The organism is Methylobacter psychrophilus (assembly GCF_025583945.1).
Lineage (GTDB): Bacteria > Pseudomonadota > Gammaproteobacteria > Methylococcales > Methylomonadaceae > Methylobacter_C > Methylobacter_C psychrophilus.
The window spans coordinates 71,468-96,771 of the sequence record NZ_JAOEGU010000014.1 but is presented as its reverse complement, the minus strand read 5'-3'; the positions used below and the strand labels follow the sequence as shown (position 1 = coordinate 96,771).

General features: G+C 43.6%; 24 protein-coding genes. 10 read left to right on the top strand and 14 right to left on the bottom strand.

The genetic code is table 11. The features are described from left to right. Positions 1–368 precede the first annotated feature (368 nt). Positions 369–1,235, bottom strand: coding sequence for a YicC/YloC family endoribonuclease (locus N7974_RS09190; RefSeq protein WP_262965326.1), 867 nt, complete (start codon positions 1,233–1,235; stop codon positions 369–371). Positions 1,236–1,400: 165 nt separating this feature from the next. Here N7974_RS09190 and rph point away from each other — a divergent pair, with 165 nt between their 5' ends. The 6 genes from rph to N7974_RS09160 all read left to right on the top strand — a co-directional run bounded on the left by rph (position 1,401) and on the right by N7974_RS09160 (position 5,990). Beyond that, positions 1,401–2,129 (top strand): ribonuclease PH, encoded by a 729-nt coding sequence (rph, locus tag N7974_RS09185; protein WP_243220704.1) that lies wholly within the window; start codon positions 1,401–1,403, stop codon positions 2,127–2,129. Positions 2,130–2,267: 138 nt separating this feature from the next. Further along, the gene (gene rdgB / locus N7974_RS09180; RefSeq protein WP_243220705.1) at positions 2,268–2,876 is read left to right on the top strand and encodes an RdgB/HAM1 family non-canonical purine NTP pyrophosphatase; all 609 of its coding nucleotides are present in this window, start codon (positions 2,268–2,270) and stop codon (positions 2,874–2,876) included. Between the two features lie 38 nt (positions 2,877–2,914). Continuing rightward, positions 2,915–3,970 carry a phosphotransferase enzyme family protein gene (locus N7974_RS09175; protein ID WP_262965325.1) on the top strand — a complete coding sequence of 352 codons (1,056 nt, stop codon included), beginning with the start codon at positions 2,915–2,917 and terminating at the stop codon, positions 3,968–3,970. Next, the gene (locus N7974_RS09170) at positions 3,963–4,478 is read left to right on the top strand and encodes an MOSC domain-containing protein (protein ID WP_262965324.1); all 516 of its coding nucleotides are present in this window, start codon (positions 3,963–3,965) and stop codon (positions 4,476–4,478) included. The genes N7974_RS09175 and N7974_RS09170 overlap by 8 nt, the downstream gene beginning before the upstream one ends. Then, on the top strand, positions 4,457–5,395 hold the full coding sequence (locus N7974_RS09165; protein WP_262965323.1) for a DMT family transporter: 939 nt from the start codon (positions 4,457–4,459) through the stop codon (positions 5,393–5,395). Before N7974_RS09170 ends, N7974_RS09165 begins: the two co-directional genes overlap by 22 nt. A gap of 139 nt (positions 5,396–5,534) precedes the next feature. Next, positions 5,535–5,990 (top strand): hypothetical protein, encoded by a 456-nt coding sequence (locus N7974_RS09160; protein WP_262965322.1) that lies wholly within the window; start codon positions 5,535–5,537, stop codon positions 5,988–5,990. A 192-nt stretch (positions 5,991–6,182) separates the two neighbouring features. Here the strand turns inward: N7974_RS09160 and N7974_RS09155 are convergent, their stop codons facing one another. The 3 genes from N7974_RS09155 to N7974_RS09145 form a co-directional block, all read right to left on the bottom strand. Next, the gene (locus N7974_RS09155; protein ID WP_243220710.1) at positions 6,183–6,455 is read right to left on the bottom strand and encodes an oxidative damage protection protein; all 273 of its coding nucleotides are present in this window, start codon (positions 6,453–6,455) and stop codon (positions 6,183–6,185) included. Positions 6,456–6,457: 2 nt separating this feature from the next. Next, complete coding sequence (gene mutY / locus N7974_RS09150; RefSeq protein ID WP_262965321.1) at positions 6,458–7,501, bottom strand: A/G-specific adenine glycosylase; 1,044 nt, start codon at positions 7,499–7,501, stop codon at positions 6,458–6,460. 84 nt (positions 7,502–7,585) lie between these two features. Further along, positions 7,586–9,724: an AsmA family protein gene (locus tag N7974_RS09145; RefSeq protein ID WP_262965320.1), complete on the bottom strand. Its 2,139-nt coding sequence runs from the start codon at positions 9,722–9,724 to the stop codon at positions 7,586–7,588. 133 nt (positions 9,725–9,857) lie between these two features. On the opposite strand from N7974_RS09145, the gene N7974_RS09140 reads away from it, so the two are divergent. After that, complete coding sequence (locus tag N7974_RS09140) at positions 9,858–10,151, top strand: hypothetical protein (protein ID WP_262965319.1); 294 nt, start codon at positions 9,858–9,860, stop codon at positions 10,149–10,151. 64 nt (positions 10,152–10,215) lie between these two features. On the opposite strand, the gene N7974_RS09135 is transcribed toward N7974_RS09140, so the two are convergent. Then, positions 10,216–10,818, bottom strand: a complete 603-nt coding sequence (locus N7974_RS09135) for a peroxiredoxin (protein WP_262965318.1) — start codon at positions 10,816–10,818, stop codon at positions 10,216–10,218. A 272-nt stretch (positions 10,819–11,090) separates the two neighbouring features. Here N7974_RS09135 and N7974_RS09130 point away from each other — a divergent pair, with 272 nt between their 5' ends. Further along, entirely contained in the window at positions 11,091–11,603 is a 513-nt protein-coding gene (locus tag N7974_RS09130) for a hypothetical protein (RefSeq protein ID WP_243220715.1), read from the top strand. Between the two features lie 115 nt (positions 11,604–11,718). Here the strand turns inward: N7974_RS09130 and N7974_RS09125 are convergent, their stop codons facing one another. The 5 genes from N7974_RS09125 to mnmG all read right to left on the bottom strand — a co-directional run bounded on the left by N7974_RS09125 (position 11,719) and on the right by mnmG (position 16,318). Next, positions 11,719–12,573 (bottom strand): ParB/RepB/Spo0J family partition protein, encoded by an 855-nt coding sequence (locus tag N7974_RS09125; protein ID WP_262965317.1) that lies wholly within the window; start codon positions 12,571–12,573, stop codon positions 11,719–11,721. 100 nt (positions 12,574–12,673) lie between these two features. Then, positions 12,674–13,051 (bottom strand): ParB N-terminal domain-containing protein, encoded by a 378-nt coding sequence (locus N7974_RS09120; RefSeq protein WP_262965316.1) that lies wholly within the window; start codon positions 13,049–13,051, stop codon positions 12,674–12,676. Continuing rightward, positions 13,048–13,815 carry a ParA family protein gene (locus N7974_RS09115; protein ID WP_243220718.1) on the bottom strand — a complete coding sequence of 256 codons (768 nt, stop codon included), beginning with the start codon at positions 13,813–13,815 and terminating at the stop codon, positions 13,048–13,050. The genes N7974_RS09120 and N7974_RS09115 overlap by 4 nt, the downstream gene beginning before the upstream one ends. Beyond that, entirely contained in the window at positions 13,815–14,447 is a 633-nt protein-coding gene (gene rsmG, locus N7974_RS09110) for a 16S rRNA (guanine(527)-N(7))-methyltransferase RsmG (protein WP_262965315.1), read from the bottom strand. The genes N7974_RS09115 and rsmG overlap by 1 nt, the downstream gene beginning before the upstream one ends. Next, positions 14,447–16,318: a tRNA uridine-5-carboxymethylaminomethyl(34) synthesis enzyme MnmG gene (gene mnmG, locus N7974_RS09105; protein WP_262965314.1), complete on the bottom strand. Its 1,872-nt coding sequence runs from the start codon at positions 16,316–16,318 to the stop codon at positions 14,447–14,449. The genes rsmG and mnmG overlap by 1 nt, the downstream gene beginning before the upstream one ends. Before the next feature lie 76 nt (positions 16,319–16,394). On the opposite strand from mnmG, the gene N7974_RS09100 reads away from it, so the two are divergent. Both N7974_RS09100 and N7974_RS09095 read left to right on the top strand, forming a co-directional pair. Further along, positions 16,395–16,622: a DUF7230 family protein gene (locus N7974_RS09100; protein ID WP_262965313.1), complete on the top strand. Its 228-nt coding sequence runs from the start codon at positions 16,395–16,397 to the stop codon at positions 16,620–16,622. 596 nt (positions 16,623–17,218) lie between these two features. Next, the gene (locus tag N7974_RS09095; protein ID WP_262965312.1) at positions 17,219–20,362 is read left to right on the top strand and encodes a PAS domain S-box protein; all 3,144 of its coding nucleotides are present in this window, start codon (positions 17,219–17,221) and stop codon (positions 20,360–20,362) included. Between the two features lie 532 nt (positions 20,363–20,894). Here N7974_RS09095 and radC read toward each other — a convergent pair. The 4 genes from radC to N7974_RS09075 all read right to left on the bottom strand — a co-directional run bounded on the left by radC (position 20,895) and on the right by N7974_RS09075 (position 25,298). Continuing rightward, positions 20,895–21,569 (bottom strand): RadC family protein, encoded by a 675-nt coding sequence (radC, locus tag N7974_RS09090; RefSeq protein ID WP_262965311.1) that lies wholly within the window; start codon positions 21,567–21,569, stop codon positions 20,895–20,897. Positions 21,570–21,652: 83 nt separating this feature from the next. Next, positions 21,653–22,132, bottom strand: a complete 480-nt coding sequence (locus tag N7974_RS09085; RefSeq protein WP_262965310.1) for a nuclear transport factor 2 family protein — start codon at positions 22,130–22,132, stop codon at positions 21,653–21,655. A gap of 63 nt (positions 22,133–22,195) precedes the next feature. After that, entirely contained in the window at positions 22,196–23,740 is a 1,545-nt protein-coding gene (locus N7974_RS09080; RefSeq protein WP_262965309.1) for a complex I subunit 4 family protein, read from the bottom strand. Then, positions 23,733–25,298, bottom strand: coding sequence for a complex I subunit 4 family protein (locus N7974_RS09075; RefSeq protein WP_262965308.1), 1,566 nt, complete (start codon positions 25,296–25,298; stop codon positions 23,733–23,735). Before N7974_RS09075 ends, N7974_RS09080 begins: the two co-directional genes overlap by 8 nt. Positions 25,299–25,304: the final 6 nt, after the last annotated feature.

Genomic DNA, 25,304 nt, shown 5'->3' with positions numbered 1-25,304 from the left:
GTTGATCATTTTAGTGATAAACGGGGTTCTTCAAAAGAAAAAGTGGGACAGCGCCAATCTGCTGTAACGGAATCGATACCCTCTTAATCTTGATAAAATATTGTCTGGACAATGGGGTCCACTTTATTACACAGCTCGGTTAGCCATACAAGTTTGCCGGAAACGTCAACACGCGCTACGCATGAGTGGTCTTATTTCAGTCTACACGTAACATTTGTTATTACTGAATTCCCCGAGATCAAGAATTAAAAAGTTTAAAGGTCGAGTATTACCCATGTTGTGGGCTAACATAAAGTCGTCAGGCACAAAAAAGCCTCAATTTATGAGGCTTTAAATGTGGAGCAATATTCGGAGTGACAGTTTAAAACCTACTCAATATTTTGTATTTGCTCGCGCATTTGTTCAATCAGCACTTTAAGTTCAATGGCTATTTGGGTCATTTCCTTGTCGGTTGATTTAGAGCCCAGGGTGTTGGCTTCACGATTGAGTTCCTGCATTAAAAAGTCCAGGCGTCTGCCAACGGGGTCTTTTTCTTTTAATACGCGCAATACTTCAGTGATATGAGTATCGAGCCGATCCAGTTCTTCGGTAATATCCAGTTTTTGCGCCATAAAAACCAGTTCCTGTTCCAGACGGTCAAAATCGGGTTGTGCAACCAGTTCGTTAATTTTGTCGGTTAATTTATTGCGGATCAGTAGCAGGACTTCGGGCATACGATGACCGGCCAGGACCACAAACCCCTGCATTTTTATACAGCGCTCTTCGATCAAGACTTTAAGTTGAGCGCCTTCGCGTTCCCTAACTTCCAGAAATTTGGCCAGTGTTTGCTTGACCAGATGGGTTATTTCTTCATTAAGGTGGCTTTTGTCAGTGGCGGGTTCTTGCTGAATGCCGGGGAAGGCCAAAATATCCAGCGCTGAAAACGACAAAGGTGCCAGCATGTGCTCTTCAATCGCATCGGTGGCGGCAAGTAAGGCGCGCACTGCATCGATATTAACGTTAAAGTTTTGTCCGTCTTTGGCCTGTTTTTTAACACTCAATGAACATTCAACCTTACCCCGATTAACTTTTGCAGCAATAATTGCGCGCAGATCCGTTTCAATAAAGCGTAAGTTATCAGGGAGTTTTAGGGTGATATCACAGTAACGGTGGTTGACCGAACGTAGTTCACAATTTAGGGTTGAATCTCCAATTCGAGCCTCATTGCCGGCATAAGCGGTCATACTTCTAATCATTAATCACCTGTGAAAGTTATAGAGTAAAAACTGTAAGTATAGCATTCTAATATCCTGACATTTGGATCTTGCCTATTGATACGTTTTGGCAAGAATTTATAAATTGAAAACTTAACGGCTTACAGATCAGGTATACTAAGCAGTTTTAATTTTATCGGAACAGACATGAGACCAAGCGGACGTAATCCAGATCAACTCAGAGAAATAAAATTTACCTGCGGTTATACCAAACATGCAGAAGGCTCTGTGCTGGTTGAGTTTGGAGATACCCGAGTACTTTGTACGGCCAGTGTTGACAGAAGTGTCCCGCGTTTTCTTAAAGGCAAAGGTGAAGGCTGGGTTACCGCTGAATATGGTATGTTACCCCGTTCAACACATAGCCGGATGAGCCGTGAAGCGGCTTATGGCAAACAGGGTGGTCGTACTTTGGAAATTCAGCGCTTAATTGGTCGTTCTTTAAGAGCAGCGGTTGATTTGAAAGCGTTGGGTGAGCATAGCGTCACTATTGATTGCGATGTTTTGCAAGCTGATGGTGGTACGCGTACAGCGGCAATTACCGGTGGATTTGTTGCCTTGTCGATTGCGATAGAAAAAATGCTTAAACGCAAACAGATCAAAACCAACCCGCTACATGGACAAGTCGCTTCGGTATCGGTGGGTATTTTTAATGGCATACCGGTGCTGGATTTGGATTATGCCGAAGATAGCAATGCTGAAACCGATATGAATGTGGTGATGAATGATGCCGGCGCGTTTATTGAGATTCAGGGGACTGCCGAAGGTCATGCCTTTAGAAAAGAAGAGCTGGATGCGATGCTTGAGTTGGCAGGTCTTGGTATTAAGCAATTGTTGGAAAAGCAACAGGAAGCTTTGGAACAATATTTATTAAAATAAAACTTTCAGCTTAAAGCATCACCACGAAGACACGAAGGACACGAAGAAAAAGCCAAGAGTAAAAATTCGTGTCTTCCTGGTGCTTGCTGTTTTTAAGATTTTTTCCTTGCACCTTGCACCTTGACCTTTGAAATCTCTATGACTTTTCTATCATCACAACAAATCGTTCTGGCCAGCAGCAATCCCGGTAAAATTAAAGAAATCCAGACGATTCTTGCCAATCACCTTATTGTTCCACAGTCAGCTTTTAAGGTGACAGACGCCGAGGAAACCGGCTCGACTTTTATAGAAAATGCCATTATTAAAGCCAGAAATGCCGCTCTGCATTGCAACTTGCCGTCTATAGCCGATGATTCCGGACTGGTTGTCGATGCTTTAAACGGTGCGCCGGGTGTTATTTCGGCGCGTTATGCGGGTGTTGGTGCCAGTGATCAGGATAATGTACTTAAATTGCTACAGGAACTGGAAGGTGTTCCTGATGAGCAGCGCAGCGCACGTTTTATTTGCGTGATGGTATTTATGGAGCATGCCAATGATCCTTTTCCGGTTATTGCCCAAGGCGTTTGGGAAGGCAGAATTTTAGACCATGCTATCGGTGCCAATGGTTTTGGCTATGATCCGGTGTTTTGGGTGCCGGAACATCATTGCGCCTCGGCTGAATTATCGGCTGACGTTAAAAATTCAATAAGCCACAGAGGTCAGGCATTGCAAAGTTTAACGGCTTTAATCAAGGCGAGGGAGCTCTAGATGCGACCAATTGGCATTTGCTATTAATCCGATAAAGTATGAATACACTGTTTGCCATCGCTCATCAGTTTGCCAATGATGTTACCGCGTTATCGCCGTTAGGTAACGGCCTGATTAATGATACGTTTCTGGTGACTACGCAATCAGCACCATTTGTTCTGCAACGTATTAATCGCAGCGTTTTTCCTGCACCTGATCAGATTATGGCTAACCTGATCAGGCTTAACCGGCATCTTGAGCAAAAATCCGCTACTGACGTAAAACTGAAAATTCCGGGATTGGTAAAAACTATCGCTAATCAGGATTTTTATCAGGATAAACACGGTGATTACTGGCGCGCATTGAGCTTTATAGCGAATACTGAAAGTCTGGAGACTCTGACTAATTTAAGTCAGGCGCAACAGACAGGCTTTGCACTGGGGCATTTTCATCGTTTAGTGAGTGATCTTGAGCCTTTGCTACTGTACGATACGTTGCCCGGATTTCATATTGCCCCTGATTATTTAAGCCATTATCATCAGGTTTTAGCCCAATCGACCCGGCAACTTGAGCCTGAAAGTCTTTATTGCACAGAGTTTATTGCCAATAATCAGCATTTTGCCAATGATCTGGAAGCCGCCAAACAGCAAGACTTACTGGTCTTGCGGATTATTCATGGCGACCCTAAATTAAATAATTTTCTTTTTGATAAGGACAGTAAAAAAGTCGTCAGTATTATTGATCTGGATACGGTTAAGCCGGGTCTGGTGCATTATGATATTGGTGATTGTTTGCGATCTTGCTGTCACAATTCGGCAACCAATACCTTTGATCTGACTATTTGTACGGCCATATTAACCAGCTACTTGGCCGAAGCAGGTGCATTTTTTTCAGCGGATGATTACCGGCTTTTGTATGCGGCTATCCGCTTAATTCCGTTTGAACTGGGGCTACGCTTTTATACGGATTATCTGCAGGGTAACCGCTATTTTAAAGTCACTGAGCAGAAACAAAACCTGCAACGTGCAGCTGATCAATTCCGGTTGTGTGAGAGCATCATGGCGCAGGAATTTGCCATTAAGGCATTGATAGGGCAGTTAAAAAACCATGAATAATTTAAGCCTCGCCGAGTTAATGCAGCTATTTCCACAGTCTGGGGAACTGGTGTGGATAGGCGTAAGACCTGCGCGAGGTGAACCGATGATTACCGTAAATAAAGTGCTGGCTGATCAACGTTTGGGCTTGATAGGCGATCGTTATAACGGTAGTAGCGGTAAGCGGCAAGTGACATTAATGCAGTGGGAGCATTTATCGGTACTTGAATCGCTTATGGGCAAAGCGATTGTTCCTGAATTATTGCGCCGTAACCTGGTGATTAAAGGTATCAATTTACTGGCGTTAAAAAATCAGCAATTTCGTATCGGCGAGGTGGTTTTTCAAACCAGCGGATTTTGTCATCCCTGTTCAAAAATGGAACAATTATTAGGTGTCGGCGGCTATAACGCCATGCGCGGACATGGCGGGTTAACGGCTCAAGTGTTAACCGGTGGTTTGTTGCGAGTTGGTGATAGTTTGACAGTTTTGCCGCATAGTGAGACGCCTTGCGTAAACAACACTCTGTAGAACAACGCAATCTTGTTATAGGTTTCGCTCTGGTATTGCTTGGTGCCTTAGGTTTTTCAGCCAAAGCCATCCTGGTAAAGCTGGCTTATGCCGCCAATCCTGAAGTTGATGCCATTTTCCTGATGGCTTTGCGGATGTTGTTTGCATTGCCGTTTTTTTTGCTGGTTGCCGTTTGGCACAATAAAAAAACACAGGCATTACCTCTGGATAAAAAACAATGGGCAGTGGTGATCGTTTTAGGCTTGATGGGTTATTACCTGGCAAGTTATCTGGATTTTATCGGGCTGCAGTACATATCAGCGGGACTGGAGCGGGTTATTATTTTCTTGTATCCTACCTTTGTTGTGTTGTTTTCTGCGCTTTTTTACCGGCGGAAAATTACCGCTCGTGTTGGTATCGCGCTGGGTTTGAGCTATATCGGCACTCTGCTGGTTTTTATTGAGCATTTATCGGTAGCGTCATCCGGTCTCTTATTGGGTTCAGGTTTTGTGCTGGGTAGTGCGGTTATTTTTGCCTGGTTTGTTATGGGTAGTGGCGTTATGACGCTACGTATAGGTTCGGCACGTTTTACCGCTTATACGATGACAGTTGCCAGCGTCGCAACCTTGGTACATTTTGCTGTTCAGCATGGCGATAATTTTAGTCGGTTGCTTTCGCTGCCTTACAGCGAATGGCAGCGGGTTTATTATCTGGCATTGCTTATGGCCATTTTTTCTACCGTGTTGCCGGCATTTTTTATGAATGCCGGGATACGTAGAATTGGTGCAGGATCAGCAGCCATTATCAGCACAACTGGTCCGATAGTGACTCTGGTTTTGGCTTATTTGCTATTGGATGAGGCGATTACTTCGCTTCAATTGATGGGGACTTTGTTTGTGTTGGCCGGAGTTTACGTGGTCGGTCGGGTTAAATTATAAATTTTACCTGGATTATTATTGTGGTGTTGTGGAATCGCTATAGCTTTATTTATTGCGCCAGTCAGGCTTGTCTTTCTGGACAATAACCAAAAAGTAGACTAGATTCACCTCTCATCAACCCATTACACAGCAAGGAATTATGAAAAAACTAATCAGCCTTTATATTTTATTATCGGTAATATCTGGTTCGGCGATTGCACAACAGCAAAGTATCGGTAAAGTCGATCGGGGTTTTATATTATTGGATGTTTTGCTTTATCGGCCGGTGGGTGTGGTTGCAACTGTTATTGGTTCGGCAGTATTTGTAGGGGTAAGTCCATTAATTGGACTGGCATCCATACCGGAACCACATGATGCATTTGCTAAAATGACAGAAATTTTAGTTCTCGCACCTGCCGCTTATACTTTTGTTCGGCCTATAGGCGACCAGGATTTTCCTTATCATGCCTCGCCGGATAAGCAACACTTAATGGTAGCACCCAATAACGCTGAAACTCATAAGGATGACGTGTTACCAAAGCCAGCCCAGGCACCTGCCGCATTACCTGATGTAAAATCCCCGCAGAGTTATCCTGACGCTGGTAAGGGCCTGTAGCAAGATCCGTTTGAGCGTTTAGCGATCCTTGCCGCTATAGTCTTTCAGAAATTAAATTTCCATTACATTAAATTTTGAGCCCGTACGGATAACATCCCTTGAAGGGATGGTATCCGTTAGCATCGAAATTATTTATCTGAAAGTCTATAGCGCTCAAAATTGGCTTATTCCCAGCATTATTAAAAGATTGTTTTAAGCTTTGGGTGGAACATAACCTTCAGGCATCTCGTTACTGCCTTCAAACAGAAATTTGGTTCTTTCTTCTGCCAAATAAGCGCGGGCTTTCGGGTCAAAACTGGCCAATTTATTCTCATTAATCAGCATGGTTTGTCTCGTTAACCATTCTTTCCAGGCAGTTTTAGATATTTTTTCATATATTTCCTGGCCTTTAGGTCCGGGAAATGGCGGTTCGTCAAAGCCTTCAGCTTCTATACCCAATTTTACGCACTTAACCATTCTAGTCATTATCATTCTCTTGTATGTTGCTGCAACAGCAGTTTAATAGGTGCCGGTAATCCCAGCAGGTTAATTTGTTTAGCGTTATACCAGACAGTTTGATTGGCTTCCATCACAAAATTTATAAGGTTATCTGTTTGGATAAGCACCGGCGTGTAATCTAAATGGTAATGGGAAAAGGTATGCCGGCGGGTTGCCAGTGTTTGTGAATCGATAACAGGCCTGTTATTTGTTAAGCACCAGTTATGCGCAGATTCAATACTATCAAATTCCGGCAGGCTCCATAAGCCGCCCCAGATGCCGGTCGGCGGTCTTTTTTCCAGTAATGTTTGCTTGTTGTTATTACTCAGTAACAAGAACACAAGTTGTTTAACCGGCAAAATTTTAGAAGGTTTGCGGGTTGGCAGCAGGGATACCGTTTCGGTACTTTTGGCCAAACAATGCTTTTCAAGGGGACAGTCAGCGCATTTTGGTTTACTGCGTGTACAAACGGTCGCGCCTAAATCCATCATTGCCTGAGTGTAATCAGCAACCCGATCTATGGGAGTTAGATGGGTGCTGATTGCCCATAACTGTTTATTAACCACTGTAGTGCCGGGCCAGCCGGAAACGGCTTTAAATCGTGCCAGTACTCTTTTTACATTGCCATCGAGTATGGGGTGGCTTTTTTTAAAAGCGATACTTAAGATAGCGCCGGCAGTGGATAATCCTATGCCGGGTAAGGCGTTAAGTTCAGCCAATGTGTCAGGGAAATAACCTTGCCCTGCTATAAGTTGTGCGGTTTTATGCAGGTTACGGGCGCGAGCGTAATATCCCAAACCGGACCAGCGATGTAAAACTTCATCAACAGGTGCTTGTGCCAAAGATTCCAGAGTAGGGAATTGTTCGACGAAGGCATTAAAGTACGGAATAACCGTAGTAACCTGGGTTTGTTGCAGCATCGTTTCGGAAAGCCATACCCGATAAGGGCTAATGTCTTGTTGCCAGGGCAGGTCTTTTCGACCTTTTTGATCGAACCAGGCGAGAATATGTTGTTGGAAGTCTGACGGGTTCATAAAAGCGTGATAATGTTGTAGGAGCGGCTGAGGTTATCCCCTATCAGTCTAAGGGATAAAGTGCTGTTTATTGGCATTAAGTTGTTAGTGTTTTTTGAACAGGCCTTTTAATAAATCACCAACGCCGGGGCCTAATTTCTTGTCAATTTTATCCGCGATGTTATCTATTTTTTCCTGGTTTTTATCGATAAATTTTTCTATTTTGGCTTTATTTTCGTCGGTTAACAGTGCCGCTACATCCAGTGTGTAAGTTGGTTTACTGAAGGTACCGGCAATAGCGATATTGATAGGCGTATCATGAAGCTGTTCCGGTTCCGTTGCCGTCGCCCCGGTTTTAATGAGTCGGGTATTAAGCTTATAGTCCAGTTTCTCGGTATTCAGATCGGCGTTACCTTTGCCATTGATATGCATTTTAGCCGAGGAAGCAACCAGGTCATTATTCTGGAGCAGGCCCTTATTAAGGGTTGCGGTTCCTGTTATGTTGGAAAACAGCGTCTGATCATTTTTATTATTGACGGTTACTGCAGGTTCTTTAATTAAGGCTTTGGCATCATCAATAATTTTTTGCAGATTAAAACCTTTGACTACGCTATCTTTAAACAAAAAACCAAAGCTGCCATTGAGTGATGATTTAAGCTCATGAGTATTGTTACCTTGTCCTTGCAATTGTGCCGAGGCATCAATGATTCCGCTCATTTTGGCTTCGCCTTTAAAGTCCTTAAGTAAGGGCTCGATTTGTACGCGGGTTATTTTCTCGTTTAAAGTCAAGGTTGGGGTTTGGTTGCGCATATCGATAGCAAGACTGCCGTTATAGGAGCCTTGATAAAATGTTTTGGCAGACTGTTCAGTGTTAATAAGGCTATTTTTTGCATCCAGGTTTAACTGAATATCTTGCATAACCAGGCCGTTAATTTTAAGTTTGCCGAGAGATAATTGACCATCAATATTCAGTTTTTTTAAAGTCTCTACCGGTAAAGCCGAAGCGCCAGAAGCCAAGGCAACTGCGGGGCTAGTGACCGGTCTGGACGATTTGTCGGTAACCGGCGGTAAATAACGATCAACATCGCAAGTATCAGCTGTCAGGTTAAAAGTGATAACGGGCTGAGCAAAGTCGGTAACATGGGTTGAGCCTTTAATTTGCGTCTCATCCAGAGTCATTAGTAAATTTTGTAAATCGACGGAGTTTTCCGTTGCCAGCAGAGTAAAAGTTGCTGCTGACTTGGTCAAGGCATTGGGATCTTGCATGACCGGAATGGCGATGCCCAGTTGCTTTAATACCTCGGATGGATTGAAGGCAGCAATGCTTACAGGGCCCTGAAAAGAAGGCTTGTCATCAAGTGAGCTGCCGGCAATTTCTGCGGTGAGGGTGACATCTTTTGACTTAAGTACCAAACCGGATACGTTAACGGTCTGTTTCGCCAAGTCAAGTGCAGTTGCTGCGACGTTAAGCGTAGCCGTTAGGAATTTTCCGGGAATACTTTCTCCTTCCAGGATTGTTTGTAAGTCACTATGACTTAATACCAAGGTATCGAGTTTTTCATTAACCGTCAGCGCCGTCGTTAATTTAACAGACTGCGTGAGTTTTGTTTCCTGATTTAAAATGACCAAAGATAGATCAATGGCAACCGGCTGATCATAGTCAAACTGATCACTATTAAGGTTAACGTCTTTTATAAGCAGGTGTTTTTCCGAGCGCTGATCATCCCAGTTAATCAGGGCATTTTCTACAGCAATACCACCGATAGTCAATCCAGTCAGGGCATGGCTTGCATCCGGTTTTACGGCATTATTTATAACCGGTGAGGTGGTTTTTATCGTCGCTGATTTTAAATCACTCCAGTTATTTACACCTTGTGAGTTTTTTGTAAGATTGAGTACCAAGCCTTTGACGACGATTCGGCTAATTTCAATTTTTTGTATTAATAGAGGTAATAATTTAACCTTAATTGTGCTTTCTTCGAGGGTTGCGAAGGGGCGCTCTTGAAAACCCACTGCATTGCCCAAGACCATTTGTCCTGTTGAAATGCCTAGCCACGGGAAAATTGAGAGTTTTAATTCGCCTGTTAAGGTCAGGTCCCGACCGGTATTTTCTTTAACGGCGGCGGCAATCTCGGGTTTAAAGTTATTTGGATCAATGAAAAAAGGTAAGGTAATGAGCGTAATCGCTACCAGAAAGAACATTGCCGCAATGATTGATAGTATGATTTTAAACGGTTTTCCCACAATACTTTCCTGGTTTTAAATAAAGTGTAATGATTGTCTATTATGGAATATCATGCAGCACTGACGCCAGTTAAATTCTGGACGGAATCAATGATGTTGTATTGCATATAATAATTAAGAAGGAAGTGAAAAGATGTCGATTTTAGCTATATTTGCAGGAGTTGCTGTGCTGGTGTGGTTTTATCTAACAGCAAAAGATAACGGCGAGGAGCGATTTAAGTGGGCTATTACTGGAATAATAGGCTATTGGCTTGCCTGGGGAGGGGCCAAGCTGGCGATAGTTGCTGTCTTATCCGGATTTGTTGCCAAAAGCACGATACTGGCAATTATACTTAACCAGATCCCGGTTCTTTGTGCTATTGGAGCCGCTTTTTTTATCAGAAAGAAATTGTTGGCAGATGCCGCTAAAAACAATAATCAAGGCTAATTCAAAAGGCCCAAGCTTCAAGTGTTAAACGTCTTAACCTTAAATCTTGGGCCTTAAACTCTAATTACAATTTATCTGCATTTTTATCCAGGTATTCTGCAACGCCGGCAGGGCTTGCATTCATACCGGTGTCGCCTTTATTCCAGCCAGCCGGGCAAACTTCGCCATGCTCTTCGAAAAACTGTAACGCATCAATCATGCGTAATAACTCATCCATATTACGACCTAAAGGCAGATCGTTAACAACTTGGTGACGGACAAGACCGCTACGGTCGATCAGGAAAGTTCCACGATATGCAACGCCGCCATTTGCTTCAACATCATAATCTTTAACGATAGAATGTGTTAAATCAGCAGCCATTGTGTAACGAACCGGGCCGATACCACCTTTGTTGATGGGTGTATTGCGCCATGCATTATGAGTGAAATGAGAGTCTATAGATACTGCAATAACTTCAACGCCACGGCTTTTAAATTCATCCATACGATGATCCAAAGCGATCAGTTCACTTGGGCATACAAACGTAAAGTCTAACGGGTAGAAAAATACGACTGCATATTTACCGCTGGTGGTATCAGAAAAGCTGAATGAATCAACTATTTGACCATCGCCTAAGACGGCAGGAACTGTAAAATCAGGGGCTTGTTTACCGACTAATACGCTCATTAATTATCTCCAAAATGTTGAAAAGGCAAAAGGTTATAGACTTATTATCAGCCACTATCTCAGTGGTATAGGGCTATTCTACACCGTACTGGTAGGTAATTGTCCAGTGTTGAAATTTATAACTTGCTTTTACGCCAGCTTGAGGGATAATTTGTAGCTAATAGACTACAGTAACTCCTGATTTAGATTTTCAAAGCGGATCTAAAATTTGGCTGTATAGCCTTTCTGTTAAATTCAAATAAAATATAGTTCTTGTCGAGGGAGATTATTCTGTGGCAAAAAATAAGCATATAACCGAGCCGGATGTATTTGGCTTTCAAGTACGTATCGTAAGACGCGGCAAAGAGAGTAGCCGTTATTTCTCTCATAAATTGTGGGGCAACAAAAATAAATCCTTGAATGCGGCAATTACCTGGCGAGACCAGATGCTGGTCGTTTTAAAAGGTAGTAAAACACGCTTTCTCAAACCACCCAAAAATAAAACCACTACCGGGGTTACGGGTGTATCCAGAACTATCAAATATGATCATAGAAAAGATAAAAATTATCTATGTTATACGGTTTTCTGGGTAAGCAATGGCAAATCCAGAAATAAAACCTTTCAGGTTGGTAATGTAGATAAAGTCACTGCTGATGATGAATTGCATGCGTTTAGGACAGCCAAGTTATTCAGAATTTGTTATGAGGTGTCAATAGATAACGATATTGAATTTTATGATGACAAATTTGTTGGCTGGAAGAAAACCCGGCTTTATGATGATGAAAATTTAAATGCCGTATTGTAAGCTGCATATTGTAAACGACTTTTATTGATGTTTCTAAGCAGGTCAACTGATTTGGGGAAATAGTGTCGTGGACTGACTGTGAATGCGAGTGAAATATCCCTGGAGAATTTTATTTTCATTCATGCACGCCAAGTTGCCCAATAATTCCATCCAATTCATCGAGACTGGAATAGGCAATAACCAGTTTTCCTGAGCCATTTTCTTTATGGTCAATGACAACTTTTGCACCTAATTTAGCCGTTAAATTATCCTGTAATCGTAAAGTATCGTTATCGACGACCTTTATTTTTTGAATTTTTGGCTCGGCGTGGCTTTCTTTAACCAAGCGTTCTGTCGCTCTTACTGTTAAGCCGTCTTTAACTACTTTATTCGCTATGGCTACTTGTTTAGGTCCGTCCAACGACAACAGGGCGCGCGCATGGCCCATTTCCAGCTGATTATTAAGTAATAATGTTTTGACCTCGGGCTGCAAGTCAATCAGTCTCAATAAATTAGTAACCGTCGTTCGTGACTTGCCAATAGCTTCGGCTATATGTTGATGAGTCATCTCAAACTCATCCAGTAACCGTTTTAACGCTTCGGCTTCTTCCAAAGCATTAAGGTCTTCTCGTTGGATATTTTCAATCAGTGCGATAGCCATTGCGGCGCGATCATCTATTTCTTTGATAACTACCGGCACTTGTGTCAAACCGGCTATTTGTGCGGCACGCCAGCGGCGTTCTCCGGCCACTATTTCATATTTTTCATAAGCAAGTTGTCGTACAACGATGGGCTGAATTATGCCTTGCGCCTTGATCGAATCTGCCAGTTCCTGTAATTTTTCCGGATTGATATCTTTGCGTGGCTGATACTTGCCTCGCTGCAAATATTCTATGGGCAGCGTGTGGAGATGGTGTTGCTCATCTTTAACAGAGATATCGCCTAATAAGGCATCAAGACCCCGACCTAATCCGCGTTTATTTGAAGACATTTTTTCTCTTTATTAATCATTGTATCCGCCAGAGCAATAGTGCTCTAATCCCGCGATGTTTTATTGTAATAATACGGTCTGTTAGACAAATCAGTTTGATTTAAAGATGGCGAACCATCGCTTCGAACTCATTAATCAACTTTCTTAAGTCTTCGGCTTCTTGCAAAAGATGACGGTTTTCTTGTTGGATAGTTTCGATTAATGCCGATGCCATCGCTTCCCGCTCATCTATTACTTTGTTGATTACCGGCACTTCCGTTAATTTTTTAGCTATTTCAGCGTTGTTTTCGGCAATTTTTAGGACAACAACCGGTTCAGTTATTAATTCATCTGAATTGATAGTGTCCGGTGATAGATGATGGTCTTTCTGAGAGCTGTTAATCGGTGAAGTTTGCGGCCGAGCTATTTCCTCTTTAGCAGAAACATTTGCCAATAAAGCTTCAAGACCCCTACCCAAGCCACGTTTTTTTATAGTCATGCCTGGTCTTTTTTGATCATTTCATCTGCCAGAGCCAGATATGCCAAGGTTCCCCGTGATGATTTATCATAACTTAGTGCCGGCAAACCATGGCTTGGTGCTTCGGCCAAGCGAATATTTCTTGGAATACAGGTTCTAAATACTTTATCGCCAAAATACCGGATCAACTGCTCGGAAACATCTTTGGTCAGGCGATTTCTATCGTCATACATCGTCCTTAAAATACCTTCCAGATGTAAATCCGGATTGACGGAGCTTTGGATATTATGCAGTGTACCCATTAATGCTGATAAGCCTTCCAGGGCGTAGTACTCGCATTGCATGGGGATTAATAAACTATTTGCCGCCACCATTGCATTTAACGTCAGCATGTTTAAAGACGGTGGACAATCTATCAGAATGTAATCGTAGTCGGATTTTATCGGACTTAATGCATCAGCCAGTCGCAGTTCTTTGCGATCAGCATGAATTAATTTTACTTCAGCAGCAGTCAGGTCAGCATTTCCGGGAATCACCGAGAAGCCGATGTTGGGGCGATAAATAACGGCTTCTGCGGCAGGCACATCCTCCATTAATAAATCATAACTGGAATATTTTACTTCCTGTTTATCTACACCACAGCCCATCGCTGCATTGCCTTGTGGATCAAGATCTACCAGCAATACTCGCTGTTTGGCGGCTGCCAAGGAAGCTGCCAGATTAACACTGGTTGTCGTTTTTCCTACGCCGCCCTTTTGATTGGATATGGCAATTATTTTTCCCACTAACTTACCTCGGATTCTTTAGTCAATTGTATTCTAACCAGACATCTTTCTGCGGTTATTCCTGGAACGTTGACAGGAATCAGGGTAGTTATTGCTGATTCCAGTTCCGAAACATCAGGTGCTTGTCCTTTCATTGCCAACAGTACGCCATTCTTGTTGAGTAAATGCGCAGTTAATTCCACTATATCAGATAAACTGGCAAACGCTCGGGTAATGGCTGTATCAAAACTTGTTTCGGGATGATATTGTTCAACACGATTATGACAGACAGTGACATTTTTCAGTTTTAACTCAAGGATTGCCTGTTGCACAAACCGTGTTTTCTTGGCATTACTATCCAATAAAGTAAACTCGATATCGGGTAAATAAATCGCCAGCGGAATACCCGGCAGGCCGGCTCCCGTACCGATATCAATAATCCGTTTACCTTCAATAAAGGGCAAAATAGCCAGACTGTCCAGCAAATGCAGGCGCACCATCTCTTCCTTGTCCCGTATGGCGGTCAGATTATAAGCTTTATTCCATTTTTCAAGCAGTTTTATAAAGCCGAGCAATTGCTCAACTTTATCTTCAGCAGTCGATAAATTTAGAGATTCAAGACCGGAAATCAGAATTTTTTTACACGTTTCCATTAGGCACTTTTCTTTTTTAAATAAACTAACAGCAGGGAAATGGCGGCGGGAGTCATGCCGGGTATTCGAGATGCCTGCCCTAACGTTTCTGGCCGCTGCGCTTTAAGTTTTTGGCTTACTTCGTTGGACAGCCCTGATACGCCGTTATAATCAAGGGCATCTGGAAGTCGTAAATGATCGTAGCGCAGTGCTTTGTCAATTTCAGTTTGTTGCCTGACAATATAGCCTGCATATTTAGCCTGAATTTCAACTTGCTCGCCAACCTGTTCAGTAACCGTTTCGCCGCCCTCCATAAATGACAGTAACCGTTCTATATCCACTTCGGGTCGTCGCAGTAATTCCATTAAATTAGCTTCTTTTAGCAAAGGTTTACCCCAGATTTCTTCGACCTGAAGTGCTTCTTGGGTGTCTGCCCTGACCCATTTCTTTTTCAAATCATCCTGCAATCCGGAAATAGCGGCACGTTTAATTTCAAAAGCTTGCCAGCGTTCATCATCAACCAAGCCCAATTCACGACCTTTTTCGGTTAAGCGCAAATCGGCATTATCTTCTCTTAACAATAAACGGTATTCAGCACGACTGGTAAACATACGATAAGGCTCTTGTGTACCACGGGTAATCAAGTCGTCAATCATCACGCCTATATACGCTTCATCACGGCCAGGGCACCAGCTTTCAAGACCCATAACCAAACGCGCAGCGTTAAGTCCTGCAATCAAACCTTGTGCGGCGGCTTCTTCATAACCGGTGGTGCCGTTGACTTGCCCTGCAAAAAACAAAGCATCCATATGCTTGGTTTCCAAAGACATTTTTAAATCTCTGGGATCAAAAAAATCATATTCAATGGCATAGCCCGGACGGATTATTTCGGCATTTTCAAAGCCCAGCATCGAGCGTACAAACTCATATTGCACATCAAACGGTAAGCTCGTGGAAATGCCGTTGGGATAAATTTCATTGGTATCCAGACCTTCAGGCTCGACAAAAATCTGGTGTGTGTCTTTATCGGCAAAACGGACGATTTTATCTTCAATCGACGGACAATAACGGGGGCCGATACCCTCAATAATCCCTGAATAAAGCGGCGATCTATCCAGTCCGGCACGGATAATATCGTGAGTTTTACTGTTGGTGCGGGTGATATGGCAAGGGATTTGGCGGGGATGCTGTTCGCGTTTACCCATAAAAGAAAACACCGGAACAGGACTATCGCCGTGTTGCTCTTCCAACTTACTGAAATCGATGGTTCTGCCGTCAATACGCGGCGGTGTTCCGGTTTTTAAGCGGTCAATGCGAAACGGCAATTCGCGTAACCGGTCAGCCAAGGCAATAGAGGCAGAATCACCGGCACGGCCACCGCTATAATTTTCCAGGCCGATATGGATTTTTCCACCCAAAAAGGTACCAGTTGTTAATACCACAGCCTTGGCCATGAAATTTAAGCCCATTTGGGTTTTAACACCGACCACTTTATTGTCGACCACAATCAAATCAGCGACCGTTTGCTGAAATAGCGCCAGATTAGGTTGGTTTTCCAGTGTACTTCTGACCGCCTGCTTATAAAGCATTCGATCTGCCTGCGCGCGAGTTGCCCTAACCGCAGGACCCTTGCTGGCATTTAATATACGAAACTGAATGCCGCCGAGATCAATAGCCTTCGCCATAATTCCGCCCAAGGCATCAATCTCTTTAACCAGATGGCCTTTGCCTATCCCGCCAATCGCAGGATTGCAGCTCATTTGCCCCAAAGTCTCTATGTTTTGCGTTAACAATAATGTTTTCGCTCCACATCGAGCGGATGCCAGAGCGGCTTCAGTACCAGCATGGCCGCCGCCGACCACAATTACATCAAAATCTTTTTTAAATTTCACAAGCTTTTTTTACTCTGAGTCGCTATATTAATATGTGTCGATTAGACATACTTTTTACTATTATAAGAGGTAAACCATGAAAAAACGTAACAATCCTGACAAAATAGATTGTATTCCTGTTCAAAACCCGGTTGCAAAGTTCGCACACCAGTTTAATAAGGCACATGTCTTTGAAGATAAAAACAAATACCATCGCAATGCAAAGCACAGGAAGCAGGAGGCTTCGCTAATAATTCTGGTTAGAATTATTAGCGAAGCCTCCTGCTTCTTTCAACCCCTGTATTCCACCAGAAATCTCTGGTAAGATTTTTCTGCGTTCATCATTTTTGCGCTTTTGCTCAGTGGGCCTTGTTTAAGGTGATTTCCTGAGAATAATATACCCAGCTTGCTGGTCTTTTTATTCATTTACTGCGTTGTCAAAATAGTTACGTAGCCAGCTACGCGCCTATTTTTCCGCCTCGGCAACTGCTCCTGCGTCTCTTAAGGAGCCTACTGTTGGTGCTCTACTCCTGCATAATCCACAGGGATGTGGTGAATGTAGATATTGCAGGAGCAAATATCTGTCCTTGAAGTCGTTGAAAATAAATAAAAATCCTGTGCCACTTGGGTATATTAATTCTCGGATATCACCTAAAAAATACTGATATCGAACGACAAACCAACATCACTCGGAACTATTTATCGTATTTAGCTATATTTCTCGCCCTAATCATCAGCTTAATATTTAGCACAGGCAGAAGCTATTTTTACTCATTCAAGGCGTGGTAAATTTGTGGGGGAATATCTAAAAATATGACCTTCATTGATTTTGACAAAAACGTATTGTGCCGACAAAGTACAGTAAAATAGTTTTTATTCTGAAAAAATAAGCAATCATTAACGAAATTAGATAAATGTATCATGAAAATACAGCGACATATAAATCCATTTATTTGCTTATTAATGCTGTTTGTCTGCTTAATTACTGTACTGCCGATTTCTCTGGCGTATGGTGTTGAAACGGTAAGGATTGGCGTACTGGCCTTTCGCCCCAAACCACAAACCCTGGCGCAATGGCAACCATTAGCTGTGGCACTCAAGCAGGCTATGCCGGAGCGAAATTTCATTATTGAAGTACTCACCTTTCCTGAGCTCGAAGCTGTCCTTGCCAGTCGAAAAGTGGATTTTGTACTGACCAATCCAGGGCATTATGTATCGCTGGTAAAACGTCTTGGACTGTCAGCACCTCTAGCCACTTTGGCTACTTATGAAAATGGCCTGATTACCACGGAATTTGGTGGTGTCATTTTCAGTCGTGCTGGACAAGCGAATCTCAATACACTCAGTGATATTAAGGGCAAAACCGTCGCAGTCACCAGTACCGACTCTATGGGCGGTTATCAGATGCAGGCTTCTGAACTTGGCCGAATAGGCGTTCATCTGCCGCAAGATGCCAAGCTAATCGCTACCGGCATGCCTCATGATAATGTCGTTCAAGCCGTACTAGCCGGTCGTGCTGATGTCGGTTTTGTGCGCACCGGTGTGTTGGAAGGTATGGTACACGAAGGTATACTTGACATGAAGCAGATCAAGATTATTAATTACCAGTATTTGCCCAATTTCCCATGGCAACTTTCCACTCAGCTCTATCCGGAATGGCCGTTTGCTGCGCTATCCCATATTGACGAAAATCTTGCCAGGCATGTTACGGCAGCGATCTTCATGCTTGAAGAAAATACTACTGCCACGCATGCAATGGGCATACATGGTTTTGTCGTGCCCTCAGATTATACACCGGTGGTCGATTTGCTTAAGGAACTGCGTTTACCACCTTTTGATGAAGTACCTAAATTTACTTTTAACGATATATGGGCACGGTATTTCTGGCAAATGACGGGGATTTTGCTTGCTATAGGATTGATCTTATTGCTGGGAGTGTGTCTGCTGTTTACGAGTCGAAAACTGAAATCAAAGCATCGTGTCGTACTGTTGCAAAAACAACAGTTACAGGAAAGCGAAGCTCACTTAAATGCCATAATAGAAAACGAACCAGAGTGCATCAAAATATTGGATAAACAGGGTCGATTGATACAGATTAATCCGGCCGGCTTGGCGATGATCGAAGCCGACTCCTTGGAACAAGTCGTTGGACGCACTTTGCTTGATGTTATCTTGCCCAAATATCACAAAGCTTTTGTTGAGTTGAATAGGCGAGTGCTTGCTGGGGAAATTATGGATATGGAATTTGAAATACGGGGTCATAAAGATGGACATCGCTGGTTGAAGACCCGAGTCGTAACAATGCATCAAAAGGACGAGACAGTTTTATTGGGTGTCACACGCGACATTACCTTGCGTAAACAAACTGAAGATGCATTGCGTAAATCACATGAAAAGATGCAGTCTCTTTTACAATCCATGGCTGAAGGGGTTTATGGTGTCGACACTAACGGAGATTGTACTTTTGTAAACAAGTCATTCCTAAGAACTCTTGGTTATGAACAAGCTGATGAAATTATTGGTAAACATATCCATGAACTTATTCATCATTCACATGTGGATGGCAGCCGTTATCCAGCCTCAGAATGTCAAATGTATGCAGCTTACCAGCGCAATGCCGAAATTCACTGTACGGATGAAGTTTTTTGGCATAAAAATGGCGAAGCAATACCGGTAGAATACTGGTCACGACCCATTGTACTGGATGGTATGACTACGGGTGTAATTGTCACTTTTATTGATATTACCGAACGTAAAAAAGCAGAGGAAACCATACAGGCCGGGGCTTTATACTCTCGTAGCTTAATTGAAGCAAGTTTAGATCCATTAGTCACTATTAGCGTCGATGGTAAAATAACCGATGCCAACGCCGCTTTAGAGCAAGTTACCGGTATCAACCGTGATCAGCTGATTGGTAGTGATTTTGCAGATTATTTTACTGAGCCGGAGAAGGCGCGCGAAGTTTATCAGCAAGTATTTTCACAAGGTGCAGTCAAAGACTATCCTCTAGCGATTCGTCACCTGTCAGGTAAGGTCACAGATGTGCTTTATAACGCCACATTATATCGTGATGGTACCGGTAAGGTCGTTGGCGTTTTTGCTGCGGCTCGCGATGTGACAGGGCGTAAGGCAGCTGAAGTTAAACTGCGTATGTTATCCACGGCCATTGAACAAAGTCCTACTTCCGTCGTCATTACTGATCTTGATGGTGATATCCAGTATGTTAATCCCTGCTTTACTCGGGTTACAGGCTACAGCCTGGCTGAAGCAATTGAAAAAAATCCACGTATACTTCAATCCGGGCTGACTAAAGAAATAGTTTATGATGCAATGTGGGATAAGCTTCTTAAAGGGCAACCTTGGGTTGGTGAGTTCATCAATAGGCGTAAAAATGGTGAAATCTATTATGAAGAAGCTTATATTTCTCCAGTTAAAGAAGATGATGGCACTGTAAGTAACTATGTGGCGGTTAAACTGGATGTTACCGCACGCAAGCAGATGGAAGAGGAGGTGCGTCAATTGGCATTCTACGATTCTCTTACTAACCTGCCTAACAGACGCCTGCTTAATGACCGTTTAAGTCAAGTTCTGTCTGCTATGAAGCGCAGTGGTTGCTATGGCGTCGTAATGTTTCTTGATTTAGACAACTTCAAGTCGCTCAATGATACCCATGGTCATGTAGTCGGTGATTTACTACTGATTGAGGCTGCAAATCGGCTTGTGAGCTGTATACGTGAAATGGACACCGTTGCACGCTTTGGCGGAGATGAGTTTGTGGTGATGCTTGCCGAGTTGGATGAAGATCAATCCATAGCAACATTACAGGCTGAAATTGTGGCGGAAAAAATACGAATCACCTTGTCTGAGCCTTACGTATTTAGCATCCTCCATAATGCACAGCCAGATACAACGGTAGAGCATCGCTGCACAAGTAGTATTGGAGTGATGGTGTTCAATGGGAGTGAAGCTGATCAGGACGACATTATGAAATGGGCGGATGCAGCAATGTATAAAGCAAAAGATGCCGGGGGTAATCTGGTTCGCTTTTATAATGGTAAGGCTTGAGTAATTGTGCCGGGTTCAGACAGTTAGCGAGCTAATCCTGACTGCGGAGGGGCGTTGTTGAATAAGTCAAAACCTGTCACAAAAACTCGCTATAACATTGTCAAGGCTTCTGGAGCTGCTTAAAAGTCAAACAGCAGATAAAACGATGAATGTTGCAAATGTCGTTTGCAATATGACCGTTTTCCGAGAAACCGAAAAAATCTATTCGTTAGAAAAGAAAGATTCAACTGGCTAAACACCAAGTCAGAAGCAGCCGCAATATCAATGATTTTATCAATAGGATTTGTACCCTTTGTGGTCAGTTAAAATTCGATTGCCCACTCTATTTCACATATAGACTTTCAGATAAATAATTTCGATGCTAACGGATACCATCCCTTTGAGGGATGGTATCCGTGTGATTTAAATTATCGTGCAGTGGAAGTTTAATTTCTGAAAATCTATAGAGCCCATTTTTTATGCTGCAAAGTCGGTCGGAGTTTGTAATTCACAGGAAATTGCCCAAGTTAGTTGGCGTTTCAGATAGGTGATACTACAGCAAACCATGCTCGGCAAAAGAGTAGGGGTCGCCATCACCAATAATAAAATGATCTAGTACGCGTATATCGAACAAGGTTAACGCTTGTTTAAGCTTATCGGTGATTTGCTTGTCAGCTTGGCTGGGTTCGGTGATGCCGGAAGGGTGATTGTGGGCAAAAATGACTGCCGCTGCATTATGATACAGCGCCTGTTTGACAACTTCTCGGGGATAAACGCTGGCACCGTCTATGGTTCCCCGGAACAATTCCTCCAGTTTGATAACCCGGTGCTGGTTATCAAGAAATAAACAGGCAAAGACTTCGTAACTATAACCGCGTAATTGTGCGCTTAGATAGGCCCGCGTAGTTTCGGGACTGGTTAAGGCGCTGCCCCGTTCGAGTATTTCTTTAAAATGGCGCTTGGCCATTTCCAGTACCGCCTGGAGTTGGGCATATTTGGCGCTCCCCAAGCCGTAACCCAAGCAAAATCGCTGTTGGTCTGCATTGAGTAAGGCTTTTAAAGAGCCGAATTCTGCGAGCAAGTCACGGGCTAAATCGACTGCCGATTTGCCGCGCGTGCCGGTTCGTAAAAAAATAGCCAGCAGTTCAATATCGGTTAAGGCGGCCGAGCCTCGTTGTAACAGTTTTTCTCTGGGTCTATCTTCTGCGGGCCAATCCTTAATAGCCATGAGACATTCCTTAAAGCAAGTTAAGATGGCCAATCATAAAATAATTTGACTGCTCTTGCCATAAAAATGCCTGGTTTTAACGCTTAAAGCCCCAGGTCGCTTAAGTTTGGATGATCATCAGGACGCTGGCCTTGTGGCCAGTAAAATTTGCGGTCGGCTTCTTTAATGGGTAAATCATTGATGCTTGCGTAGCGACATTGCATTAAACCGTATTGATCAAACTCCCAGTTTTCATTGCCATAAGAACGAAACCATTCGCCGCTGTCATTACGCCACTCGTAAGCAAAGCGGACGGCGATCCGGTTGCCGTTAAAGGCCCAGAGTTCTTTTATTAAGCGGTATTCCTGCTCTTTTGCCCATTTGTGGGTAAGAAACGCTATGATTTGTTCACGACCTACGAGAAATTCTGCACGGTTTCGCCATTGACTGTCAATCGTATAGGCCAAGGCAACGCGTTGTGGATTCTGATTGTTCCAGGCATCTTCAGCCAAGCGAACTTTTTGGATTGCTGTTTCAAGGGTGAAAGGCGGAAAGGGCGGGCGTGCTTCCTGGATTGCGTTCATTGAATACTCTTGAGTTAGTGATGCAAAATTAGGTGGTCGACTGTTGGTCATGAGAAGTTATTTTTAACGTTTTACCACTCCCGCAAGTCTGCTGTTTCCTTGCATGGATTGATCCAGCAAATGCGATAACCAAACTTCTGCGGCGACCTGATTGGTTTTAAGTATGCTATTTGGCAAAAAACCAAAGCCTAAAATTAACAGCGCGGTTACGCATAACAGCGCCAATTCACGCGGCCGTAAATCCTGTGCCTGACTAACGGCGGATTGAGTGATGGGACCTAAAAATGCCTTGCGGGTAAAAGACAGCATATAAGCGGCGCTGAGTACTGCACCTGCCAGTGCGGTAATGCCCAAGCCTGGGTGAGCGATTAAGGCACCAAAAATCAATAATAATTCCGCAGGAAAACCGCTGGTGCCGGGTATTCCGATACTGGCCAATACGAACAAAAAATAAAAGCCGGTTAAGCGTGGCATTACTTTAGCCAAGCCGCCGAGGTGTATAACTTCGGTACTCGCCAGTCGATGCTGAATAAAACCGGCAACGAGCATTAAGGAACTGGCAATCAGCGTAAAATTAAACAACTGAAAAATGGCCCCTTGAATACCTTGTATGGTTAAGGAGGCTATACCAATTATTACCAGACCAACATGACTGATACTGGCATAAGCCAGTAAGCGTCGTAAATTGGTTTGTTGCAGTGCTATCAATGCGCCATAAATAAGTGTGATGGCACCTAATATACCTAATACCCAACTGTATTCAACAGCGGCAGACGGGGCTAAAGGCATGGTAAAACGCAGTATCCCGTAGACGCCCAATTTCAGGCCGATTAATAAGGCCGTTATTTGTGTCGGTCCTTCCATGGCGGCAGTGGGTAACCAGGTATGAAAAGGTATTAACGGCGCTTTAACGGCAAAACCTGCCAGCAGTAATAAAAAAACAACAGCCTGTAAATTATCGGGTAACGGCGTGTCCAGAAGTACCGGCAAACTGAAGGATAGATCTTCAGGAATAAGACCCTTTACATCAGTCGCGTGATTAATGGCCAGTATGATAATGGCAAACAATAACGGGACGCCGCCAAACAGCATAAACAGCGTGTATTTTAGCGCTGCACTACGCCGCTGGGGGCCTATGCCCCATAAGCCGATTAAAAAAAAGATAGGCGGTAAAGTCAGTTCCCAAAATAAAAAGAACAGCACCATATCCAGCGCCGAAAACACACCGATAGTAATACCTTCCAGCGCCAGTAATAATGCAAAATGAAAGGGTTGCAGATGTTGTACCGAATTCCAGGAAGCAATAATGGCCATCAGCGTTAATAGCGCTGACATGGGTAAAAATAATACCGAAATACCATCAATTCCGATCAGGAATTCAATGTTCAGGCTGGGTATCCAGGCATATTGTTCAACGAGTTGGAAATCGTCACCTTTAGCCGCATTAAACAATAGCAACACAGCGACAGTCAGTATCAGTTCGAGACTGGCAATAGCCAGTGCGATTTTTTTAGCCAGTTTTATATTGCCGGTAATGCCGGTTGCAATAGCGCCCAGTAACGGGAACAGAATAATAAGGCTTAGTAGCGGAAAATCGGCTTCACTCATGTTGCTTGTCCTCGGAGGGCCAGATCATACGTTCAGTTTTCTGGGAGCCGTGCATGGGGTAATGCGCGCCTATATCGGTGGCTTCCTGATCTATAAAGTTTAGCCATGGCGTTGTGTAAAAGCCGGTAACAATCAGTAATAAGCAAATCACCACAGTGATAATACGCTCTGTTCTGACGGGGTGATGAGTGCTGCTATAAGGTTGGTGAACCCGCTTGGGAGTTGCTATAAATATCTGTTGAAAAGCCCGAAGCAAAAAAGCCGCAGCAAGCACATTACCCAGTAATATTGCTATCGCCAGTAACCAGCCATCTTCTTCAATCACGCCTTCAATGAGTAAATGAGCGGCATCATATCCGGGGGTGCCGGGCATGACCATCGTACTGAGTGCCGAGATTAAAAACAGCAATGCCATGGCCGAATTGGTATCAAATAGCCCGCCCAGACGCGGGATAAAAGCCGTGCGAGTGCGCTCATAAATCAAACCGACACTATATAACATGCCAGCTGTCGCAATGCCGTAAGCAATGGAAAGCAAAAGACTGCCTTCCAGACCGTATTCGTTAAAGCAAAAAATACCGATTACCAGCATTCCGGTATGGCTAACGACGGCAAAAGCCAGTAATCTGCGAATATTAATTTGTATCAGGGCGAGTAGCGCACCATAAAAAATACTGAATAGACTTAATGTTAAGACAAATTCTGACCATTGTTCGGCGACGCCTGGAACCAGGGGTAAAACAAAACGAATCATGGCATAAATACCCAGTTTTAAACCGACTATAAAGATAGTGCCGCTGGCGACCGTGCCTTGTTCCGCGAGTAATGGCAGCCAGCCATGAAACGGAAACAAGGGCATACGAATGGCAAAACCAAAAAACAGGAGTACAAAAACCAATACTTCGTCATGTAAATAAGCGTTATTTTGTTTTAGCGTCAGCCAGTCAAATGTTAGTACATGCTCTGAATCGATTAAGCCAAAAGCAAGAAACATAAAACCGGCCAAGGTTAGCAGTAAGCCGCTACCCCAGTATTGCAGTAGCAATGTGACCACCCAGCGCCGGTTTAGCCCGGTTCCGGCATGCAGTGTTAACAAAACCACCGGGATAAGTTCCAGCATACACCACAGCCAGAACTGCATCAGGTTAAGCGCTGCAAAAGCACCGATCAATATGCCTTCATAACCCAGCAAACAGGCCATGAACAGCCGATCCATGGCATGCCGGGTAATTAAGGCATAGGTCAGTGTTAGTAGTGTTAAAATAGCAGTCAATGGAATAAATAAAATATTTGCGCCATCAACGCCGACACTATAACTAAACCACCCAAAATGAACTTGTTCGGCCAGATGAATGCCAGGATTGCCGGAATCGAAAATAGCCAACAGGTAGATGCCGAGTAAAGCTGTCAAAAGGGTTCCAGAGAAACTCAAACGCAGGGCAACAGTCGATGAGCGTGAACACAGGATAGCGACCATGGTCGCAAGTGGAGTCAGTGTCAGTGTCGTGAGTAGTGGGAAGGCCGCAGATTCTGACCAAAAAGTAATAAGCGTATTCATCAGCGT

What these genes read in the sequence shown, in the direction of transcription:
- N7974_RS09135 (WP_262965318.1), bottom strand. Translation starts at nt 10,818, where the DNA reads ATGAGCGTATTAGTCGGTAAACAAGCCCCTGATTTTACAGTTCCTGCC.
- N7974_RS09100 (WP_262965313.1), top strand. Translation starts at nt 16,395, where the DNA reads ATGAAAAAACGTAACAATCCTGACAAAATAGATTGTATTCCTGTTCAA.
- rdgB (WP_243220705.1), top strand. Translation starts at nt 2,268, where the DNA reads ATGACTTTTCTATCATCACAACAAATCGTTCTGGCCAGCAGCAATCCC.
- N7974_RS09125 (WP_262965317.1), bottom strand. Translation starts at nt 12,573, where the DNA reads ATGTCTTCAAATAAACGCGGATTAGGTCGGGGTCTTGATGCCTTATTA.
- N7974_RS09120 (WP_262965316.1), bottom strand. Translation starts at nt 13,051, where the DNA reads ATGACTATAAAAAAACGTGGCTTGGGTAGGGGTCTTGAAGCTTTATTG.
- N7974_RS09140 (WP_262965319.1), top strand. Translation starts at nt 9,858, where the DNA reads ATGTCGATTTTAGCTATATTTGCAGGAGTTGCTGTGCTGGTGTGGTTT.
- N7974_RS09095 (WP_262965312.1), top strand. Translation starts at nt 17,219, where the DNA reads ATGAAAATACAGCGACATATAAATCCATTTATTTGCTTATTAATGCTG.
- radC (WP_262965311.1), bottom strand. Translation starts at nt 21,569, where the DNA reads ATGGCTATTAAGGATTGGCCCGCAGAAGATAGACCCAGAGAAAAACTG.
- N7974_RS09175 (WP_262965325.1), top strand. Translation starts at nt 2,915, where the DNA reads ATGAATACACTGTTTGCCATCGCTCATCAGTTTGCCAATGATGTTACC.
- N7974_RS09160 (WP_262965322.1), top strand. Translation starts at nt 5,535, where the DNA reads ATGAAAAAACTAATCAGCCTTTATATTTTATTATCGGTAATATCTGGT.
- N7974_RS09080 (WP_262965309.1), bottom strand. Translation starts at nt 23,740, where the DNA reads ATGAGTGAAGCCGATTTTCCGCTACTAAGCCTTATTATTCTGTTCCCG.
- rph (WP_243220704.1), top strand. Translation starts at nt 1,401, where the DNA reads ATGAGACCAAGCGGACGTAATCCAGATCAACTCAGAGAAATAAAATTT.
- mutY (WP_262965321.1), bottom strand. Translation starts at nt 7,501, where the DNA reads ATGAACCCGTCAGACTTCCAACAACATATTCTCGCCTGGTTCGATCAA.
- N7974_RS09155 (WP_243220710.1), bottom strand. Translation starts at nt 6,455, where the DNA reads ATGACTAGAATGGTTAAGTGCGTAAAATTGGGTATAGAAGCTGAAGGC.
- rsmG (WP_262965315.1), bottom strand. Translation starts at nt 14,447, where the DNA reads ATGGAAACGTGTAAAAAAATTCTGATTTCCGGTCTTGAATCTCTAAAT.
- N7974_RS09085 (WP_262965310.1), bottom strand. Translation starts at nt 22,132, where the DNA reads ATGAACGCAATCCAGGAAGCACGCCCGCCCTTTCCGCCTTTCACCCTT.
- N7974_RS09170 (WP_262965324.1), top strand. Translation starts at nt 3,963, where the DNA reads ATGAATAATTTAAGCCTCGCCGAGTTAATGCAGCTATTTCCACAGTCT.
- N7974_RS09190 (WP_262965326.1), bottom strand. Translation starts at nt 1,235, where the DNA reads ATGATTAGAAGTATGACCGCTTATGCCGGCAATGAGGCTCGAATTGGA.
- N7974_RS09075 (WP_262965308.1), bottom strand. Translation starts at nt 25,298, where the DNA reads ATGAATACGCTTATTACTTTTTGGTCAGAATCTGCGGCCTTCCCACTA.